Here is a 19,027-nt window from a genome sequence, read left to right on the forward strand (position 1 = left end):
CCGACATGATCGCGCGCCTGACGACAGCATTCACCCTGGCTGGGCGGTCCGCCCAGTCCAGGGTGCTGTTCGGTCCGCACGAGACCAACCTGGGCGAGGGACGTGCTCTGTCGGCTCGTCACGTCGCGTACTACGGGCGGCGTGCCCGCGGTGGGGCGGGCATCGTCGTCACCGAGAACGCGTCGGTGCACGATTCCGATCATCCTTACGAGCGTGCGCCGCTCGCCGCACTCTGTGAGCCTGGATGGGGGCGCGTCGTGGATGCATGCCGGCCGCACGGCACCCTCGCTCTCGCCGGGTTGACACACCACGGCGCCCAAGGCTCGACGGCATACTCGCGGTCTGCGCTCTGGGGTCCGTCGCGGGTAGCGAATGTCGAAACGCGTGAGATGCCGATGATGATGGCGCGAGCCGAGATCGACTTGCTCGTAGAAGGTTTCGCATCGAGTGCACGACGTGCGATCGATGTGGGTATGGACGGAGTGGAACTGGACGCCGGCCCACGATCGGTGCTCCGTCAGTTTCACTCCAGCCTCACCAATGTCCGGACGGACGCCTACGGTGACGATCGCCTGCGTCTGTCCCGTGAGGTCCTCGCGGCGGTGCGCGCCGCTGTCGGGAACGACCACGTGGTGTCCCTGCGACTGAGTTGTGACGAACTCGCTCCGTGGGCGGGGATCACTCCGGAAGAAGCGGAGATACACGCCCGCGAACTCGCGCCGTGGCTGGATCTTCTCGTGGTCGTTCGCGGTGGACCGATGTCGACGAGCTCCTATCGCCCGGACTTCCACGAGGAAACCGGATTCAATACGACACTGTGCGCCCGGATACGCGAAACAATTCCTCGTGGTGTCGCGGTTGCCTTGCAGGGAAGTGTCACGGAACCCACCTCAGCGCAAGCCGCATTGGGTGCCGGTGTTGCCGACGTGGTCGAGATGACCCGCGCACAGATCGCCGACCCGAACCTGGTGAACGCCGTGCGCGCCGCGCAGAGTCCGCGGCCGTGTGTTCGTTGCAATCAGGCATGTCTCGTCCGTCATCCCCGCAATCCGGCCGTGTCGTGCATCGTCGATCCCGACACGACGCTCGGGTTCGAGATGACCTGGCAAGAAACGGGAACCGGGCCGGCGCTCGTCGTCGGCGGCGGCCCGGCCGGACTGGAAGCCGCGCGCGGTCTGGCACTGCGCGGATTCGATGTGACCCTTGCCGAACGTTTGGACACGCTCGGCGGCATGATCCGAATCGCAGGAGTCGCCACACCGAGTCTGCTACCGATCGTGGAGCACCTGGAGGCCGAATGCCGTCGTCTCGGTGTGACGATCCGTACCGGTTTCGAGGTGACGGAACAAACCATCGGTGAACTCGCCCCACGCGGGCCGGTTGTCGTCGCGACGGGCAGTCGAGCTCGGCCGCCGAGCTTCCCGGTGGACGCCGGGTACGTCGGTTCCGTCGAGGTCTTGCGGGGCATCGGTCTTCGGCCAGGAGCAGTCGTGGTGTTCGATCCGGTCGGTGGACCGGCAGGTACCGCCATGGCCGGATGGCTGCACCGGTCCGGCCGCGACGTGTCGATCGTGACTCCCGACCCGGTGGTCGGGCGAGACCTCGACCGCACCGGTGACCTGGTCGGCGCGAACGTTCGCGCCCAGCGGGCGGGGATCCGGCGCTATCTCGACGCGCGGATCACGCAGCTCCGCGACCAGGAACTGCATCTCGTCGACCGCTTCAGCGGGGAGCAATCGACAATCCCGTGTGCGGTTCTCGTCGACTGCTCCCTACGTCTTCCGGACCTGCCCGAGCTCGCTCCCGGTTCGGTTCGGGTCGGCGACTGCGTGGCACCGCGCACGGTACTCGAGGCAATCCGTGAAGGCCGCGAGGCAGCGCGTGCAACAACGAGTTTCGACATCGAATCCCTTACGAGACAGGAGAACTGATGGGACAGCTGGACGGCAAGGTCGCCTTCGTGACCGGAGCGGCACGTGGTCAAGGACGAAACCACGCGATCAGGTTCGCGCGCGAAGGCGCGGCCGTCATCGCCCTCGACGTGTGCGGTCCCGTGTCGGACTACAACGCCTACGAGGCTGCGACGTCGAGCGACTTCGAAGAGACGGTGCGCCTGGTGGAGGCGGAGGGCGGAAAGATTCTGGCCGAGAAGGCCGACGTTCGAGACAGTGCGGCGGTCCAGGCCGTCGTGGACGAAGGCGTCACGCAGTTCGGGCGGCTGGACATCGTCGTCGCAAACGCCGGCATCTGCAACTGGAACCGATTCTGGGAGATGCCCGACGAACAGTGGGAAACCCTCATCGACATCAACCTGACCGGAACGTGGAAGACCCTGAAGGCAGCAGTGCCCGCCATGATCGAGGCCGGTAACGGGGGCTCCATCATCGTCGTCAGCTCGGTCGCCGGAATCAAGCCGCTGCCCGGCCAGTCGAATTATGCGGCCTCGAAGTTCGGGCTCGTCGGCCTCACCCAGGCGGCCGCGAAGGAACTGGGCGAGTACAAGATCCGGGTCAACTCCATTCACCCCTACGGAGTCAAGACACCGATGGGCACCGACCCGGGGAGTCTGAAGATGCTGGAGAAGCACCCGCACTACCTCTCGAGTTTCGGCACGATTCTGACCGACAGCCCCCTCGCCGAGACGGACGACATCACCGACGCCGTGATGTGGTTGGCCGGCGACGGGTCACGGACCGTCACGGGTAGCCAGTTGGCGATCGACATGGGCAACACCAAGGTGTGACCGAGTACCCGCACCTGTTCGCCCGGTTGCGCCTGGGTCCACTCACCCTGCGCAACCGGGTGGTTTTCTGCGCGCACCTCACGGGATATGCCAGAGGCGGGCGTCCCAGCGACCGACACGTGGACTACTACCGTGCCCGCGCTGCCGGTGGAGCCGCGCTGATCATCACGGAGGAGTTTTCGGTCCACCCTTCGGACCGCCCCTACGAGAGGATGATTCGGGGTTACGAACGGTCGGTGATTCCGGCCTGCCGCACACTCACGGACGCGGTGCACGCCGAAGGTGCGAAGATTCTCGCCCAGTTGAATCACAACGGTGGCCAGAGTTCGGGTTTGTACAGCCACAGTCCGGTATGGGCGGCAAGCGCCGTTCCGGACCCGATGTTCCGCGAAGTACCCAAGGCGGTCGACGGCGCCGAGATTCGGGAGTTGATCGACGGATACGTGCGTACTGCCCACAACTGTGTGGAAGGGGGATTCGACGGCGTCGAGATACAGGCATCGCAGGCGTCGATCGTGCGCGGGTTCCTCGCGCCGAGCACAAACCTGCGGACCGACCGTTACGGAGGATCGCTCCGGAATCGCGCGCGCCTTCTCCTCGAGGTCGTGTCCGAGGTCCGAGCTTGCATCGGTCCCGACCGAGTTCTGGGAGTGAGGATTTCGCTGGGGGATTTCGTGGCGGGCGGAATCGAACTGGTGGAGGCGACCGCGGTCGCACAACTGCTCGACGCATCGAGGGCGATCGACTACGTCAGCACCTCGCTCGGTGTGGCCACGGAGACACTCCACCTGGTGGAGCCGTCCATGGGAACCGAACCCGGCTACAGCGCATCCATGACGCAGGCGGTCCGCGGTCGGACTGCACTTCCGGTCATCGGTGTGGGCAGATTCGACGAACCTGCCGTTGCCGAACGGGCGTTGGCGCGAGGTGCCTGTGATCTGGTGGGAATCGTTCGTGGCCAGGTCGCCGATTCGCAGTTCGTGCGCAAGGCTCGCGAAGGTGTCGCCGACCGACTCACCTCGTGTGTCGCGTGCAACCAGGACTGCTCGGGCCGTGTGGGTTTCGGGCTCTCTCTGGGGTGCACGGTCGAGCCCGGGGTGGGAAGAGTCGGCGTGGGCACCGACCTGGCGATGCCGACGGTGTGGCCGAGAAATGTGATCGTCGTCGGAGGTGGCCCGGCAGGGTTGGAAGCGGCGGTCACCGCTGCGCAACGCGGCGACCGGGTAACCCTGTACGAACGCGGGGACATGCTGGGCGGCCAGCTTCGTGCTGCAGCGCATGCCCCCACCCGCGGCAAGCTGCTGTCGATCATTGCCGAGCGCGTCGGCGCATGTCGCCGGTTGGGTGTCGAAATGCACACGGGAACAGAGGTATCCGAGGAGATGGTCGCTGCGTTGCGGCCGGACCTGGTGGTGATCGCGACCGGCGCACGTCCCACCCGCCCGGTCTGGGCGACGGGAATCGACGCGATCTCCGATGTTCGAGAAGTTCTCGAAGATCGGTCGAAGCCGTCTGGTCGCGTTCTCGTCGTGGACGAACTGGGCTTCCATCAGGGCACCGGTGTGGCCGAGTATCTGGCCGACGCCGGCTGCGCTGTGACGATCTGCACCAGCGCGATGATCGTGGGGCAGGATCTGGGAATCACACTCGACCTGGTGGGGTGGCGGACGCGGGCGCACCGCAAACACATCGAGTTGGTCACCGACACGGTGGTCGTCGGGTGTCGATCTGCCGGAACTGCTGTGGACGTGACACTCGGTCACCACCCGACGGGTGACACGCGGACGGTTCGTTACGACCACGTCGTCGTGTCGGTGCATCCCGAACCCGAGGACGGTTTGTGGAATACGCTGTCCGGCAGCGGTTTGCAGGTGGTCAGAGCCGGAGACGTCGTGGCGCCACGACGTATCGATGCCGCTGTTCGCGAAGGCCGAAACGCGGTGGAGCGACAGAGTGCAACGGCCGCGCCCGGTGGCTCGATAGCATCGACGGATGCCTGACGATCGTGAGTTGGCCGGACTCCATTGGCCGGACATCGGCAAACCGACGGTCATCGTCCCGGTCGGTTCGCTCGAGCAGCATGGACCACACCTTCCCCTCGACACCGATACCCGGATCGCGGCCGCCGTGGCGGAATCGTTGAGCTCGCGCGCGAGTGGTGACGTGGTCGTGGCGCCGGCGCTCGCGTACGGAGCGAGCGGCGAGCACGAGGGGTTTGCGGGAACGATCTCGTTGGGGCACGAGGCGCTGGAACGGATCCTGGTCGAATACGGCAGATCGGCGTGTCGTTGGGCTGCTCGAATCCTTTTCGTCAACGGGCACGGCGGTAATGGTCCCGCACTGGTCAAGGCAGTGCCCTTGCTTCGCTACGAAGGTCGAGATGCTGCATGGTTGCCGTGTGCGATTCCAGGGGCTGATGCGCATGCCGGTCGAGCGGAAACTTCGCTGTTGCTACACCTTTCACCTGGGAAAGTGCGTCTGGATCGAGCGGAGCCGGGCAACCTCAATCCGATTGCGAGCCTGATGCCAAGTCTGCGTGAAGGCGGTATGGTCGCCGTATCCGCCAACGGCGTCCTCGGAGATCCGATGGGAGCCTCGGCAGACGAGGGAACGCACCTCTTCGAAGGATTGCTGACGAGTGTCGAAGAAGCTGTCGCTAGGTGGCAGCCGGGTGACGATGGGAGGCTCCGATGACCCGTACGGGCGTACTGCGACCGTTCCGGGCAGAAAATCTCGCCGAATGTGCGTCAATTTTCGAGCATGGGCTGTTATCGCTCGCCGATCCGCTTACCATCGACTGATGCGCCAAGCTCGACTTCCCGATGGATTCGGGATACGTATCGATCCCAAGGTGCGTACATATTCGGGGGGTCGCGTTCTTATCGGTGGTTCGCCGACTCGCATGCTGAAGCTCGCTCCCAATGCAGCCGCCATGATCGGCGACGGCTACCTCGAGGTTGTCGATCCGCAGTCGGCCGTCGTCGCGCGGAGACTGCTCGACTCGGGTGTTGCCAACCCTCGCCCCATGAGCACACCGTCGCCCAGTGACGTCACCGTCGTGGTTCCGGTTCGAGACAACACGGCCGGACTCACGCGTCTGCTGGCAGTGCTCCGCGGACTCGACGTCATCGTGGTCGACGACGGCTCCGAGGTCCCCGTCACGGAGTCCACGCTGCCCAACGATCGGTGCCACGTCACCGTTGTCCGGCACGATCGTTCGCGTGGCCCGGCAGCTGCCCGAAACACCGGCTTGCGCCGTGCCACAAAGTCTTTCGTCGCGTTCCTCGACTCCGACGTCGTCCCCAGGACGGGTTGGATCGAGGTGATGCTCGGACATTTCAGTGATCCGTCCGTGGCCCTGGTCGCCCCGCGCATCGTGGCACTCGAACCGGATGTGTCGACACTGGCGCGATACGAACACGCACGTTCGTCGCTCGATCTCGGTCGCAAGGAATCCGCCGTCCAATCGGGCGGCGCCGTGTCCTACGTGCCCAGCGCAGCCATCATCGGCCGACGCGAAGTGTTGCAGGAGTTCGGTGGGTTCGACGAAACGATGCACGTCGCGGAAGACGTGGACCTCTGCTGGCGCCTTCAGGAGAACGGTTGGCGCCTGCGCTACGAACCTGTTGCTCATGTGGCCCACGATCACCGTGTGACATTCGGCGACTGGTTCGGTCGGAAGAAGTTCTACGGAACTGGTGCTGCACCCCTCGCCGAGAGACACGCGGGCATGGTGCCTCCCGTGTCGATGTCACCGTGGACGCTGTTCGCGTGCCTTGCGGCCGCGTCGGGTACGCGCTTCGGTCTGCTGGGCGCGTTGGCCACTCTCGTCACGATGTTGTTTCGGCTGCGCCGGCTGTTCACCGGCCTCGATCAACCGACCCGCATCGCGGCGGTACTCACCGCCCAGGGGTTCGTGGCAGGCATGTGGCAACTCGCTTCGGCGCTGTGCCGCCATTACTGGCCCATCACGCTCCTTGCGGTTCTGTTGTCGAGTCGAATTCGACGGGTTGCGTTGACTCTCGCTGTTGCCGAGGGCGTGGCCGATTGGGTCACGCACCGCGAGCCGGGCGGTTTGGGTCCGGTCCGCCACACCGTGTTCAAGCGTGTGGACGATCTCGCCTACGGGACCGGCCTGTGGCAGGGAGCTATCGAGTCCCGCGACGTCGAGGCACTGAAGCCGCGATTGAAGTCATAAGTGGATCGAGTGGCCGACGTAGTGGTGGTCGGCGGCGGGTCCAGTGGGAGTGTGGTCGCCGCGCGACTCTCCGAGGATCCGGCGATGTCCGTCGTCCTCCTCGAGTCCGGTCCCGGATACGGTTCGATCGAGGATTGTCCGGTGCGAGACGCCACGGTTCTCCAGGTGGGACCGGAGAGCCCGTGGGCGTCCCACTATCCGGTCGAGTTGACGGCCGGAAACCGGGCGGTGGCGGTCCGCGGGCGCGTCCTCGGTGGTTCCGGGGCGGTGAACGGAGGCTATTTCGTTCGCGCACGCAAAGAGGACTTCGCGGCGTGGCCGGCGTCGTGGTCCTATACCGACGTTCTCCCGTACTTCGTGCGCTCGGAGCGCGATCTCGATTTCACCGGTCCCGAGCACGGTGCCGCAGGCCCTGTTCCCGTGGCCCGCCGGTCGGCTTCGGCACTCTCGGATGTCAGTTCCGCTTTCGTCGACGGCGCGGTGGAGACGGGGTATCGAGTGGAGGAGGACAAGAACGCCGATGGTGTTGCCGGCGTGGGCCCGGTCCCGCTGAACATCACGGGAACGACCCGGGTGAGTACTGCTATCGCGTATCTTATTCCGGCACTGAGTCGTTCGAATCTGGACGTCGTTTCAGAGGCAACGGTCAATCGGGTGATCGTCAACGGTGCCAAGGTTTCCGGAGTCGAAATGATCCGACACGGTGAGCGCACCACCGTTCACGCCGAACGTGTGGCGCTTGCCGCAGGCCCGATCGACACACCATTGTTGCTCATGCGATCGGGTATCGGTGACTCGAAAGAGCTTTCCGAACAAGGGATTGCGACGATTGTCGACATACCGGGAGTCGGACGATCAGCCAGCGATCACCCCGAAGTGCTCATACCCATACATACGTTCGCACACACCGCTCGGCCCGACGGTTGTCCGGCGCTCGAGGTTGTCCTGAACACCGCGAACATCGAAATACGGCCGTATACAACAGGATTCGATCGGTTGATACCTGGATCGGAGGCGGTCGGACGGTATATCGGTGTTGGTCTCATGCACGTCGAGAGTCGCGGAAACATACGTATGGTGTCGCAGGACCCGCGGGGCGCCCCCAGGATCGAATACCACTACCTCGAGTCGGTCGGCGACCGCGCCGCGCTTCGCCGGGGAGTCGCCGAGGCGAAACGCCTTCTCGAATCCCCGAGCATGCGCGCTGTCCTCGAGGCCCCGCGAGTGGAGGCAACAGACGAGTGGGTACTGCAGCACCTCGCCACCTCTTCGCACTTGTCGAGTACCTGTCGTATGGGCGCCGACGCTGACCCGACCGCTGTCGTGGACGACCGCTGCCGCGTCAAGGGCGTGGACGGACTGTTCGTCGCGGACTCGTCCGTGATGCCGTGTGTACCCAGTCGCGGACCGCACGCGACGACCGTGATGATCGCCGAGCGCGTCGCCGACTTCCTCCGCGACTAGGGCGTGTCGCCCCCCGCCCCCGCCCCTGACCAATGTCACACCGATTCGCCTCACGCGAACCGGTGTGACATCGGTCGAGGGTGTGGTTCGCGCGGCCCGGTCGCATCTAGGACGTCGCGGAGCGTTCACTCGACGTGGTGCGGTCCGTTGACCTACACCTTCCGAGGGAAGGTGACACCCGCCGACGTCATATGTGATCACGGTTACAGTGGATGGGTAATCGTGGAGGTGTTCGATGATGAATGGGCACGGACCGGATGTGCGGGACGGCGGCAACCCCTGGGTAGCCGTTCGTCCGGGTGAGGATATCGATGTCCTACGCCGCCGTCTGTCGTCGGCCCATCGCTCCTTCGTCGACCGGTTCTCGGACAGCGATGACGTACTGCCTGCCGACGGCCCGCAATCGGTCCGTTCGGTGGTGTTCGACTCATGGTTGCGGAGTCGGCGTAAAGGGGTGAGTCCCGACGGTCCGGTCAAGTCGGGGGATCTCGGTGACGTGGGCTTGGCGGAGTATCGCGCGGCTCATCCCATGTCGATCATCGAGCCAGTAGTGCACAAGCTCCTCGTCGAGGACGCAGAGGAGTCGGGTCTTCTCATCGCCATGTCCGACGAGCAGGGGCGACTCCTGAGGGTCGACGGTGATCATTCGGCGAAGGACCGGGCGCTCGGGATGAACTTCGTGGAGGGCGCCGACTGGAGCGAGGCGACGGTGGGCACCAACGCGCCGGGCACCGCGCTCGAACTCGACCACTGCGTACAGATATTCGGGGCCGAACACTTCAGCCGGTCCGTTCACGACTGGAGTTGCACGGCGGCGCCGGTTCACGATCCGATGACCGGGCTCATCGTCGGGGCGATCGACATGACGGGTGGTCCTCGGGTTGCGGTCCCCGAGGTGCTCTCGCTCGTACGCGCGACGGTCGCAGCCGCAGAGGCCGAACTACGTCTGCATTCTCTGTCGTCACCGATGCAGCGGCGGGTTGGAGTTCAGAGGCTGGAGGTGCTGGGCGGCTCACGTCCCGTTCTTGTGGTGAACGGCGTCCGCCAGACTGTGTCTCGTCGGCACGCCGAGATCCTGTTGCTGTTGTCCGAGTACCCGGAGGGTCTGACGTCCGAGCATCTCGCCGTGCTGCTCGACGAGGGAGAGTTGGACTCCGTCACCATTCGCGCGGAAGTCTCCCGTCTGCGAAAGGTGTTCGGGGCCGACAGCATTGCCTCCCGTCCCTACCGACTCGTGGAGGGCCTGGACACAGATGTTCACGACGTGTGCTCGGCGCTCGAGCGTGGGGACGTGGGTCGGGCGCTGCGAATCTTCGTCGGGCCGGTGCTTCCGGAATCGATTGCTCCGGGGATCGTGGAACTGCGCGACGAACTGTGGGTTCGCGTGCAGGCCGGTCTGCTTCGGCAGGGCGACCAGCGGCTGCTCGCGAAGTGGACCACGTCGGTGCACGGCCGAACGGACCCCGCCGCGTGGGAGGCGTACCTCGCCGGCCTCGATCCCGACTCGCCGCTGTACTCGCAGATCGAAGCCCGTATCGACCTGTTCGACCGGCAACTCCGCTGAGCCCCGCCCAGACCGATGTCGCACCGGTTCGCCCGAACTGAACGTGTGTGACATTCGTCGGGGGGAAGGGGTGGGGAAGACGCAACGGTGTTGCAACGTTGCACCCCCTAGTGTCCTGGATCACACCCCTTTGTGGGAGAACCAGAAACGAGGGAGCAATCGATGCCTGTGTTTGCACGTCCGGGTTCCGCGGACGCCAAGATGTCGTTCCAGTCTCGCTACGACAACTGGATCGGCGGAGAATGGGTGGCCCCGGTGAAGGGTCAGTACTTCGAGAATCCGACGCCGGTCACCGGTCAGAACTTCTGCGAGGTTGCCCGATCGACGTCGGAGGACATCGAGGTCGCGTTGGACGCAGCGCACGCAGCGGCGCCAGGATGGGGCAAGACTTCCGTCGCCGAGCGCGCCGTCATCCTCAACAAGATCGCCGACCGGATCGAGGAGAACCTCGAGTCGATCGCTCTCGCCGAGTCCTGGGACAACGGCAAGCCCATTCGTGAGACGCTGAACGCCGACATTCCTCTCGCCGTCGATCATTTCCGCTACTTCGCGGGTGCCATTCGTGCGCAGGAGGGGTCGCTGTCCGAGATCAACTCGGACACGGTGGCATACCACTTCCACGAGCCGCTCGGCGTGGTCGGACAGATCATTCCGTGGAACTTCCCGATTCTGATGGCGGTGTGGAAGCTCGCGCCCGCGCTGGCCGCAGGCAATGCCGTCGTACTCAAGCCGGCCGAGCAGACGCCGGCGTCGATCATGTACCTGATCTCGGTCATCGGTGATCTGCTGCCGCCCGGCGTCGTCAACATCGTCAACGGCTTCGGCGTCGAGGCAGGAAAGCCACTCGCCTCCAACCCGCGCATCAAGAAGATCGCGTTCACAGGCGAGACCACCACCGGTCGCCTGATCATGCAGTACGCCTCGCAGAACCTCATTCCTGTCACCCTCGAACTCGGCGGTAAGAGCCCCAATGTGTTCTTCTCCGACGTACTTTCCGCGAACGACGACTTTCAGGACAAGGCGCTCGAAGGCTTCACGATGTTCGCCCTCAACCAGGGTGAGGTGTGCACGTGTCCCTCGCGTTCGCTGATCCAGGAGGACATCTTCGACGAGTTCCTCGCCTTGGCTGCGATCCGAACCAAGGCGGTTCGTCAGGGCGACCCCCTCGACACGGACACCATGATCGGCGCCCAGGCCAGCAACGACCAGTTCGAGAAGATCCTCTCGTACATCGAGATCGGCAAGGGCGAAGGCGCGAAGGTCGTGACCGGTGGCGAGCGCGCCGATCTGGGGGGTGACCTGTCCGGTGGCTACTACGTCCAGCCGACGATCTTCACGGGCCAGAACAACATGCGGATCTTCCAGGAGGAGATCTTCGGTCCCGTCGTATCGGTGACATCGTTCAAGGACTACGAGCAGGCCATCGAGATCGCCAACGACACGCTGTACGGACTCGGTGCAGGCGTCTGGTCGCGAGACGGCGGTGTCGCCTACCGTGCCGGTCGCGATATCCAGGCCGGTCGCGTGTGGACCAACACGTACCACCAGTACCCCGCGCACTCGGCGTTCGGCGGGTACAAGCAATCGGGCATCGGGCGCGAGAACCACCTGATGATGCTCGATCACTACCAGCAGACCAAGAACCTACTCGTGAGCTACGCACCGAAGGCACAGGGATTCTTCTGATGAATTCGGGTGCAGCAGTTCCACTGCGCCTCATGGCAACCGCGGGGGCGGCGGATCTTCTCCGCCGCCTCCGCAGCCTCCACGGCGCGTTGATGATGCACCAGTCCGGCGGATGCTGCGACGGCTCCGCGCCGATGTGCTACCCCGACGGCGAGTTCATCGTCGGCGACCGTGACGTCCTTCTCGGGGTACTCGATCTGCGGCTGAGCGCGGGAGAGGTTCCCTCCGATCTGCCGGCCGGCGACGACGCGGTGACCGTGTGGATATCCGGATCGCAGTTCGACGCCTGGAAACACACGTGCCTGGTCCTCGACGTCGTTCCTGGTCGTGGTTCCGGGTTCAGTCTCGAGAGTCCGGAAGGTATGCGCTTCCTCAGCCGCGCACGCGCTTTCAGTGCCGACGAAAACGAGGCACTGAACTCCGAGCGGCCACTCACGGGGGAGGACTGGGAGCGTGGGGAACGCCCCGACCCTCCCACGTCACCGCAGATAGTGACGGAAGCGGTCGAGGCATGCCCCGTTCCGGGTACGTCCTCCACCTGATTGCCCATCCCATCCGACCGCGCGGCAACCAGTGCCTGTGCTGCGAGGCGTAACTGCGCCGAGACCGAACGACGAAGAGGTCACACGTGACTCTCGAAAAATCGACCCCTTCGCAGAGCGATGCCGTACACGATCGCCCGGAAAGTCACGGCGTGGACTTCCATGCCGAAGGTGCCGACTACCTGGAAAAGCGCACCCTCAGAAAGGGTTCGGCCGGCTGGATGCTGCTCGCCGGTGGGTTCGCAACCGGAACAGCGATTCTGATCGAGTACGCCATCGCGCTCGTCGGATTCGTCGTCTTCGCGGTATCCGCGGTCGGGTTGTTCGACGTCGGGAATCTGTTCGACATCGCATCGACCGATGCGGCCGGGGCCTCGTCCTTCCTGCCTTTCGGTCTGATGGGCATCTGGGCGGCGGTGGTGGCCACCTTCCTCGTCGACCCGATCGCTGCGCTGTGGACGTCCATCGCCTTCTGCGGCTTCATGGTCTACTTCGCCGTGTACAGCCGCCACCACCTCGTTGCCAACTCGCCCGACGAAGAGTTTGCTGTATTGGCAGAGGCGGAAGAAGAACTCGAATGACGACGTTCAACCAACAGGTCCGCGGCGTGAACCACACCTTCGACGGTCTGGTCGATCTGCTCGCGAAGGCGACACCCGCACGCAGCGGCGACGAGCTCGCCGGGTGTGCGGCGAGCTCGGACGCCGAGCGGGCGGCGGCACAGTGGGCACTCGCGGACGTTCCGCTCACCACCTTTCTGAACGACCTGGTCGTGCCATACGAGGACGACGAGGTCACCCGGTTGATCATCGATACTCACGACAAAGTCGCCTTTCAAGCGGTGTCCCACCTGACCGTTGGTGGACTTCGGGACTGGCTGCTGGGCGTCGCGGTGGAACCGGACGCCGCACGGACGCTCGCGGCAGTGTCGCCTGGCCTGACCCCGGAAATGGTCGCCGCCGTCAGCAAGATCATGCGAAACCAGGATCTGATCGCAGTCGCCCGAGCTATCAGGGTCACCGCAGGGTTCCGGACGACGATCGGGCTGCCCGGGCGATTGGCGACGCGGCTGCAACCGAATCACCCCACGGACGATCCGCGTGGCATTGCCGCAGCGACTCTGGACGGGCTGTTGCTCGGCTGCGGAGACGCGGTGATCGGCATCAACCCCGCCACCGATTCACCCCACGCGACAGCGGATCTGCTGCATCTACTCGACGAAGTGCGCACGCGTTACGACATACCCGCGCAGTCGTGCGTGCTGTCGCACGTGACGACGATGGAACTGATCGAGTCCGGCGCACCGGTGGATCTGGTGTTCCAGTCGATCGCCGGGACCGAGGGTGCCAACTCCGGTTTCGGCGTCGATGTCGCCCTGTTGCGGGAGGCGAATGCGGCCGGTCGGTCGTTGGGGCGGGGAACCGTCGGCGACAACGTCATGTACCTCGAAACGGGGCAGGGTTCGGCGCTCAGTTCCGGAGCACACCTGGGAACGGGCGGACGCCCGGTGGACCAGCAGACCCTCGAGACCCGCGCCTACGGTCTCGCGCGCGATCTCGAACCGCTCCTCGTCAACACCGTGGTCGGGTTCATCGGGCCGGAGTATCTGTTCGACGGCAAGCAGATCGTCCGCGCGGGATTGGAAGATCACTTCTGCGGAAAGTTGCTCGGCCTGCCGATGGGTGTCGACGTCTGTTACACCAACCACGCCGAGGCTGATCAGGACGACATGGACTCGCTGCTCACTCTTCTCTGTGTCGCGGGGACCGCGTTCGTGATCACGGTTCCAGGAGCCGACGACGTGATGCTCGGTTACCAGAGTCTGTCCTTCCACGATGCGCTCTATGCGCGGCAGGTGCTGGGACTGCGCCCCGCCCCCGAATTCGAGGACTGGTTGCGCAGGCTCGGCATGGTCGGATCGAACGGCAGGATCGTGCCGGTGGACGCGGCATCTTCGCCGCTGCACGAATTGACGGTGACCTGAGTGACGAATCGACTACCGGAAGAAGTGTTCTGGAACGAACTGCGACGCAGTACGCAGTCACGTATCGGGCTGGGGCGGGCCGGTGATTCGCTTCCGACGTCTCGGGTCCTCGAGTTCAAGGCAGCTCATGCTGCGGCGCGGGACGCGGTGCACCAACCGCTGGACGTCCGCTCGCTGAGCGAAACGGTTGCCGCGGTGGGGATCGGGGCTCCGGTCACGGTCGCCAGCCTTGCGGCAGACCGGAGCGAGTATCTGCGGCGCCCCGATCTGGGCAGGTTGCCCGCAGACCTCACGCAGGTATCTGCGGCCAGCTCGGACGTCGGATTCGTTCTCGCCGACGGGCTGTCACCCCACGCGCTCGCGGAGCACGGCACTCCGTTGCTGACCGCTCTGGTGGACGAGTTGTCCGATCACTACACCTTGGCGTCGCCGGTGATCGCCACCGAAGCCCGTGTGGCCTTGGGAGACCACATCGCGGAGGCAATGGGAGTCCGCACGCTCGTCCTGCTGATCGGGGAGCGGCCCGGATTGTCCGTAGCCGACAGCGTCGGCATCTACCTGACGCACCTTCCGCGTCCGGGCCGCGCGGACTCCGAACGCAACTGCATCTCCAACATTCATCCCCCGGAGGGTCTCGGATACCGACGGGCTGCGCAGACGGCGGCGAGCCTCCTCGCCGCGGCGCGCCGTCTGGGCAGGTCGGGGGTGGCCCTCAAGGACACCTCTCGTGCCGTCGAACTCCCGGACCGGAACGACATTCTCGAGCTCTGATGGTGTTCGATGACTGTGAAAGAACCGTCGGGTATCACTAGGAGAGATCAATGGCCTTCGCAGGCAATGTGGACGAGCTCGCGCTGCTGCAAGCAGTGCGTCTGAAGGAGAGGGTCGGTTCGGCCGTGCTCGCGGAGCACCTCGGCGTGAGTGCTTCGTCCGGTCAGGCTGCGTACGACGCGCTGATCACGCAGGGCAAGGCAGAAGAGGTGGCCGACGGGAAGATCTCGCTCACCGACGCAGGTCTGAAGGAACTCGAAGACCAGTTGGATGCGGAACGCGTCTCCATCGACGAGGACTCGATCGCGGAGGTGTACGAGCGATTCGAACCTTTGCACGAGCAGTTCGTCGAGGTCGTCGAGGAAGCCGACGTCCCCGGGTTGAAAGTGTTGGACGCGAAGGCCGCCGACGTGTTCGACGACCTGTCCGCGTTCGTGCCGCGTCTGTCGCGCTATCAGGATCTGTTCGCCGACGCCCTCGCCAAGGTGGATGCCGGCGACACCAAGTGGATCGCCGAACCGGTGATCGACTCGTACGCCACGGTGTGGAACGAACTTCGCCAGGAGATGATCGCCCTCGTCCCGTGAGTGGTTGACGAGTCCCTGGACTCGTCAACCACTCACGGGGGCGGAGCCCCCATTCGGGGGTAGCGGGGTAGTGATGCAGATCACTACCGTTCTCTTCGGCTGACCGATGTACCCAGGAGAGGACGACCAAGATGAGTGCACCACTACCCAGCTACGCCTCCGGCGTGTGGGACGCCCCGATGCTCGGCGATACGATCGGCGACAACCTCGACCGCACGGTTGCTGCGCACGGTGACCGTGACGCTCTAGTCGACCACCAGAGCGGGCGGCGTTGGACCTATGCCGAGTTCGGTGAGCAGGTGAACGCACTGGCCGCCGGACTGATCGAGTCCGGTGTCGCACAGGGGGATCGCGTCGGCATCTGGGCGCCCAACTGCCCGGAGTGGACGTTCGCGCAGTATGCGACCGCGAAGATCGGCGCCATTCTCGTCAACATCAATCCGGCGTATCGAGAACACGAACTGAAGTACGTGCTCAAGAAGTCGGGAATCAGCTTTCTGATCTCCGCGCCGAAGTTCAAGGCGTCCGACTACGCGAGCATGATCTCGGCGGTCCGTCCCGAATGCCCGGAGCTTCGGTCGGTGATTCTGCTCGAGTCACGAGAGTGGGAGTCGTTGTTCGCGGACGGTGCGGCGGCGCTGTCCTCCGATCGGGCACTCGTTCGTCGAGCGCAGTCGGCGCTGTCCTCCGACGATCCGATCAACATTCAATACACCTCCGGCACCACCGGGTTCCCCAAGGGCGCCACGCTCAGTCACCACAACATCCTCAACAACGGATACTTCGTCGGCGAGCTGTGCCACTACACCGAGGAAGACCGCATCTGCATCCCGGTGCCGTTCTATCACTGTTTCGGAATGGTGATGGGAAACCTCGCCGCCACCACTCACGGTGCGGCCATGGTCATTCCGGCTCCCTCGTTCGACCCCGAGAGTGCGCTCGCGGCGGTCGAGGCGGAGCGTTGTACTTCGCTCTACGGCGTTCCGACGATGTTCATCGCCGAGCTTGCGCTGCCGAACTTCGATTCTTACGACCTCTCGACTCTGCGAACCGGAATCATGGCCGGCTCGCCCTGCCCGGTCGAGGTGATGAAACAGGTCATCGACCGAATGGGGATGTCGGAAGTCTCCATCTGTTACGGCATGACCGAGACGTCCCCGGTCTCGCTCCAGACCCGCTCCGACGACACGATCGATCAGCGCGTGTCCACGGTCGGCCGGGTGTGCCCACACCTCGAGGTCAAGGTGGTCGACCCCGTGACCGGCCTGACGGTCCCACGCGGTGAGCCCGGTGAACTGTGTACCCGTGGGTACTCCGTGATGCTGGGTTACTGGCAGAACGAAGAGAAGACCGCCGAGGCCATCGATTCGGCCCGGTGGATGCACACCGGCGACATCGGCGTCATGGACGACGACGGGTACGTCGCCATCACCGGCCGCATCAAGGACATGGTGATCAGGGGCGGCGAGAACGTGTATCCGCGTGAGATCGAAGAGTTCCTCTACACGCACCCCGACATTCTCGACGCCCAGGTCATCGGGGTTCCCGATGCGAAGTACGGCGAAGAGCTCATGGTCTGGGTGCGCCTGAAGGAAGGCGCCGCCCCGATCGACGCGGACACTCTTCGCGCGTATTGCACCGGCAAACTCGCCCACTACAAGATTCCGCGTTATGTGCACGTCGTCGACGAGTTCCCGATGACAGTGACCGGGAAGGTGCGCAAGGTGGAGATGCGCGAGAAGTCGCTCGATCTCATCGGAGGGGCCTGAGAGTCGCTGTTCGTCGCTACCGGGGTCGTGTGACGGTTCCTTCAGCCGGGTGGACCAGGGTTCGGTGTACGCGGAGTGATCGAGTATCGACCCGGCTGGCGGCGGAGTCGGTGGAGGCGCGGCTCCCATCGGCTCCGCAGCTGCGCCGTCAGACGGGTGTTCCGAAGACGATGATGTTGTCGCGGTAGCCGAGTGGCGGCCCCACGAACGTGCCGCCACACGTCACGAGCGCCAGCGTTTCCGGCCCGTCGAGGCGGTTCAGTTCGTCGGTGGAAAGCCCGGTCTTCTGATCCGGGCTGGACTTGTCTGTGGAGCACCCACCGCGACCACGGTGCGGATCGGGCCGCGACCAGCGAGGCCGTGTCGTTCTGATCGATTCGATAGCCAACGCATGGCAGAACCTTCCGCGAGGCAGCGGCGGACGGATGCGGCGCTGATGAATGCCATACCGCTGGTTCGGCCGATTCTGTTACCGAAGCGAAGATGTCGATCAGGCCTCGGGTCCCGTGGCCGTCGTTGACGAGGTATGTCCGTCTATGGTTGTCGTGTCGCAACCCAATTGCTGTTGGGACGGTGAACCGTTCGGCAACAATCTGCACAAGCGCACGCACGAGAGACCCAAGAGGGTTATGTTCAACCAGAGCGGAAATGTCCGCTCGTACGTTCGAACGATATGCGTGGAGAGGAGAGCCATGATCGGCAGCATTATCGGCACGATCATTTTCGGTGCGGTCATCGGTGTGCTCGCACGTTTGGTGATCCCCGGCAAACAGGCCATGGGATGGGTCATCACCGTGGTTCTGGGTATCGCCGGTGCACTGATCGGTTACTGGGTTTGGGAAGGCCTTCTCGACAAGGGCGATACGGGCGGAATCGACTGGATCCGATGGATCATCAGTATTGCCGCCGCAGCGGTACTCGCCCTCGGCTACACATCACTCACCAGTAAGAAGGCTTGACCGGCGAGATGTGATTCTCGATCCACCATGGCAGAAGCCCCGCCCGATTCGGGCGGGGCTTCTGCTGTGTCTCGGCCGGTTCGGGTCGTCGGGGCCGGTTCAGGCGTTCGGGGGCGCAAGTGCGGCAAGGCACATGGCGCGCAGGATGCGTCGAGTGTTCGCGGGCGTCGACGGGTTCGCGCTGTGCGGCGTGGAGTTCATGAGTCCGAATATCGCGTGCGCTTTGGTGCGTGCGTCCGTTTCTTCGAGGTCGCGGTCGAGGTCGACGAGAACTCGCACCCACGTTTCGACATATTGTCTCTGCATGAGGCGCACTCGACGTTTCGCGTCTTCCGGGAGCGATTGCAGATCGCGATCCTGAATTCGAATGAGGTCCGGTTCGGTGAGCGTGAAGTCGAGATGAAAGTCGACGAGCCGTTCCAGCGCCGATCGTGAGGTGGTCGCGTCCGATACGACCGAGGTTCCGCCGTCGAGGAGTCTGCGGCTGATGCCGACGAGGAGTTCGACGAGTACGGCGTCCTTGTTGGGGAAGTGGCGGTAGACGGCGGGACCGCTGATGCCCACGGCCGATCCGAGATCTTCGAGACGGACGCCGGCGAAGCCCCGTTCGGCGATGAGCCGTGCTGCCGCCTGCAGCAGTTGTTTGCGCCGGTCGGCCTTGAGTTGGGTGCGCCGCGTCGGTGCGCCGACCGGGCTGTCGGGGCCGGTCGTGGATGCGTCTGTCATACCCGCCACTTCCCGTACGTCGTGTGATCTGGAC

The 19,027-nt window shown here is 64.5% G+C and carries 16 protein-coding genes and 1 pseudogene; 15 read left to right on the forward strand and 2 right to left on the reverse strand.

Translation table 11 applies throughout. The features are described from left to right. Nucleotides 1–5: 5 nt before the first annotated feature. From ACFWO3_RS01190 to ACFWO3_RS01255, 14 genes are all read left to right on the forward strand, one after another. Nucleotides 6–1,931 (forward strand): mycofactocin system FadH/OYE family oxidoreductase 1, encoded by a 1,926-nt coding sequence (locus tag ACFWO3_RS01190; RefSeq protein ID WP_378572857.1) that lies wholly within the window; start codon nt 6–8, stop codon nt 1,929–1,931. Next, a complete protein-coding gene (locus ACFWO3_RS01195; protein WP_378572859.1) occupies nt 1,931–2,743 on the forward strand; it encodes a mycofactocin-coupled SDR family oxidoreductase in 813 nt (270 codons plus the stop codon). Before ACFWO3_RS01190 ends, ACFWO3_RS01195 begins: the two co-directional genes overlap by 1 nt. Further along, nucleotides 2,740–4,743, forward strand: coding sequence for a mycofactocin system FadH/OYE family oxidoreductase 2 (locus ACFWO3_RS01200; RefSeq protein ID WP_378572862.1), 2,004 nt, complete (start codon nt 2,740–2,742; stop codon nt 4,741–4,743). Before ACFWO3_RS01195 ends, ACFWO3_RS01200 begins: the two co-directional genes overlap by 4 nt. Next, the gene (mftE, locus tag ACFWO3_RS01205) at nt 4,736–5,437 is read left to right on the forward strand and encodes a mycofactocin biosynthesis peptidyl-dipeptidase MftE (RefSeq protein WP_378572865.1); all 702 of its coding nucleotides are present in this window, start codon (nt 4,736–4,738) and stop codon (nt 5,435–5,437) included. Before ACFWO3_RS01200 ends, mftE begins: the two co-directional genes overlap by 8 nt. A gap of 106 nt (nt 5,438–5,543) precedes the next feature. Further along, complete coding sequence (gene mftF, locus ACFWO3_RS01210) at nt 5,544–6,941, forward strand: mycofactocin biosynthesis glycosyltransferase MftF (RefSeq protein ID WP_378572867.1); 1,398 nt, start codon at nt 5,544–5,546, stop codon at nt 6,939–6,941. Then, entirely contained in the window at nt 6,942–8,405 is a 1,464-nt protein-coding gene (gene mftG, locus ACFWO3_RS01215; protein ID WP_378572869.1) for a mycofactocin system GMC family oxidoreductase MftG, read from the forward strand. Between the two features lie 235 nt (nt 8,406–8,640). Next, a complete protein-coding gene (locus tag ACFWO3_RS01220; protein ID WP_378572871.1) occupies nt 8,641–9,969 on the forward strand; it encodes a transcriptional regulator in 1,329 nt (442 codons plus the stop codon). 162 nt (nt 9,970–10,131) lie between these two features. Continuing rightward, a complete protein-coding gene (gene adh, locus ACFWO3_RS01225; protein WP_378572873.1) occupies nt 10,132–11,655 on the forward strand; it encodes an aldehyde dehydrogenase in 1,524 nt (507 codons plus the stop codon). Then, nucleotides 11,655–12,197: a DUF779 domain-containing protein gene (locus ACFWO3_RS01230; RefSeq protein ID WP_378572875.1), complete on the forward strand. Its 543-nt coding sequence runs from the start codon at nt 11,655–11,657 to the stop codon at nt 12,195–12,197. Before adh ends, ACFWO3_RS01230 begins: the two co-directional genes overlap by 1 nt. Nucleotides 12,198–12,283: 86 nt before the next feature. Then, complete coding sequence (locus ACFWO3_RS01235; protein WP_378572877.1) at nt 12,284–12,778, forward strand: hypothetical protein; 495 nt, start codon at nt 12,284–12,286, stop codon at nt 12,776–12,778. After that, nucleotides 12,775–14,181 carry an ethanolamine ammonia-lyase subunit EutB gene (locus tag ACFWO3_RS01240; RefSeq protein ID WP_378572879.1) on the forward strand — a complete coding sequence of 469 codons (1,407 nt, stop codon included), beginning with the start codon at nt 12,775–12,777 and terminating at the stop codon, nt 14,179–14,181. Before ACFWO3_RS01235 ends, ACFWO3_RS01240 begins: the two co-directional genes overlap by 4 nt. Then, a complete protein-coding gene (gene eutC, locus ACFWO3_RS01245; protein WP_378572881.1) occupies nt 14,182–14,952 on the forward strand; it encodes an ethanolamine ammonia-lyase subunit EutC in 771 nt (256 codons plus the stop codon). A gap of 50 nt (nt 14,953–15,002) precedes the next feature. After that, complete coding sequence (locus ACFWO3_RS01250; protein ID WP_378572883.1) at nt 15,003–15,539, forward strand: hypothetical protein; 537 nt, start codon at nt 15,003–15,005, stop codon at nt 15,537–15,539. Between the two features lie 131 nt (nt 15,540–15,670). Then, nucleotides 15,671–17,308, forward strand: a complete 1,638-nt coding sequence (locus ACFWO3_RS01255; RefSeq protein ID WP_378572885.1) for an AMP-binding protein — start codon at nt 15,671–15,673, stop codon at nt 17,306–17,308. A 148-nt stretch (nt 17,309–17,456) separates the two neighbouring features. Here ACFWO3_RS01255 and ACFWO3_RS01260 read toward each other — a convergent pair. Further along, nucleotides 17,457–17,585, reverse strand: a pseudogene (locus tag ACFWO3_RS01260) (class F sortase); the annotation flags it as partial. Nucleotides 17,586–18,000: 415 nt separating this feature from the next. Here ACFWO3_RS01260 and ACFWO3_RS01265 point away from each other — a divergent pair. Further along, nucleotides 18,001–18,267 (forward strand): GlsB/YeaQ/YmgE family stress response membrane protein, encoded by a 267-nt coding sequence (locus tag ACFWO3_RS01265; RefSeq protein WP_378572887.1) that lies wholly within the window; start codon nt 18,001–18,003, stop codon nt 18,265–18,267. Nucleotides 18,268–18,366: 99 nt separating this feature from the next. Here ACFWO3_RS01265 and ACFWO3_RS01270 read toward each other — a convergent pair whose 3' ends face one another. Continuing rightward, nucleotides 18,367–18,993 carry a TetR/AcrR family transcriptional regulator gene (locus ACFWO3_RS01270; RefSeq protein WP_378572889.1) on the reverse strand — a complete coding sequence of 209 codons (627 nt, stop codon included), beginning with the start codon at nt 18,991–18,993 and terminating at the stop codon, nt 18,367–18,369. Between the last annotated feature and the right edge of the window lie 34 nt (nt 18,994–19,027).

It is taken from the genome of Rhodococcus sp. NPDC058521 (assembly GCF_042719695.1).
Lineage (GTDB): Bacteria > Actinomycetota > Actinomycetes > Mycobacteriales > Mycobacteriaceae > Rhodococcus_F.

Excerpts from the sequence above, each read along its gene's own strand:
- ACFWO3_RS01190 (WP_378572857.1), top strand. The coding sequence starts at position 6 with ATGATCGCGCGCCTGACGACAGCATTCACCCTGGCTGGGCGGTCCGCC.
- ACFWO3_RS01195 (WP_378572859.1), top strand. The coding sequence starts at position 1,931 with ATGGGACAGCTGGACGGCAAGGTCGCCTTCGTGACCGGAGCGGCACGT.
- mftE (WP_378572865.1), top strand. The coding sequence starts at position 4,736 with ATGCCTGACGATCGTGAGTTGGCCGGACTCCATTGGCCGGACATCGGC.
- mftF (WP_378572867.1), top strand. The coding sequence starts at position 5,544 with ATGCGCCAAGCTCGACTTCCCGATGGATTCGGGATACGTATCGATCCC.
- ACFWO3_RS01220 (WP_378572871.1), top strand. The coding sequence starts at position 8,641 with ATGATGAATGGGCACGGACCGGATGTGCGGGACGGCGGCAACCCCTGG.
- adh (WP_378572873.1), top strand. The coding sequence starts at position 10,132 with ATGCCTGTGTTTGCACGTCCGGGTTCCGCGGACGCCAAGATGTCGTTC.
- ACFWO3_RS01230 (WP_378572875.1), top strand. The coding sequence starts at position 11,655 with ATGAATTCGGGTGCAGCAGTTCCACTGCGCCTCATGGCAACCGCGGGG.
- ACFWO3_RS01240 (WP_378572879.1), top strand. The coding sequence starts at position 12,775 with ATGACGACGTTCAACCAACAGGTCCGCGGCGTGAACCACACCTTCGAC.
- ACFWO3_RS01250 (WP_378572883.1), top strand. The coding sequence starts at position 15,003 with ATGGCCTTCGCAGGCAATGTGGACGAGCTCGCGCTGCTGCAAGCAGTG.
- ACFWO3_RS01255 (WP_378572885.1), top strand. The coding sequence starts at position 15,671 with ATGAGTGCACCACTACCCAGCTACGCCTCCGGCGTGTGGGACGCCCCG.
- ACFWO3_RS01265 (WP_378572887.1), top strand. The coding sequence starts at position 18,001 with ATGATCGGCAGCATTATCGGCACGATCATTTTCGGTGCGGTCATCGGT.
- ACFWO3_RS01270 (WP_378572889.1), bottom strand. The coding sequence starts at position 18,993 with ATGACAGACGCATCCACGACCGGCCCCGACAGCCCGGTCGGCGCACCG.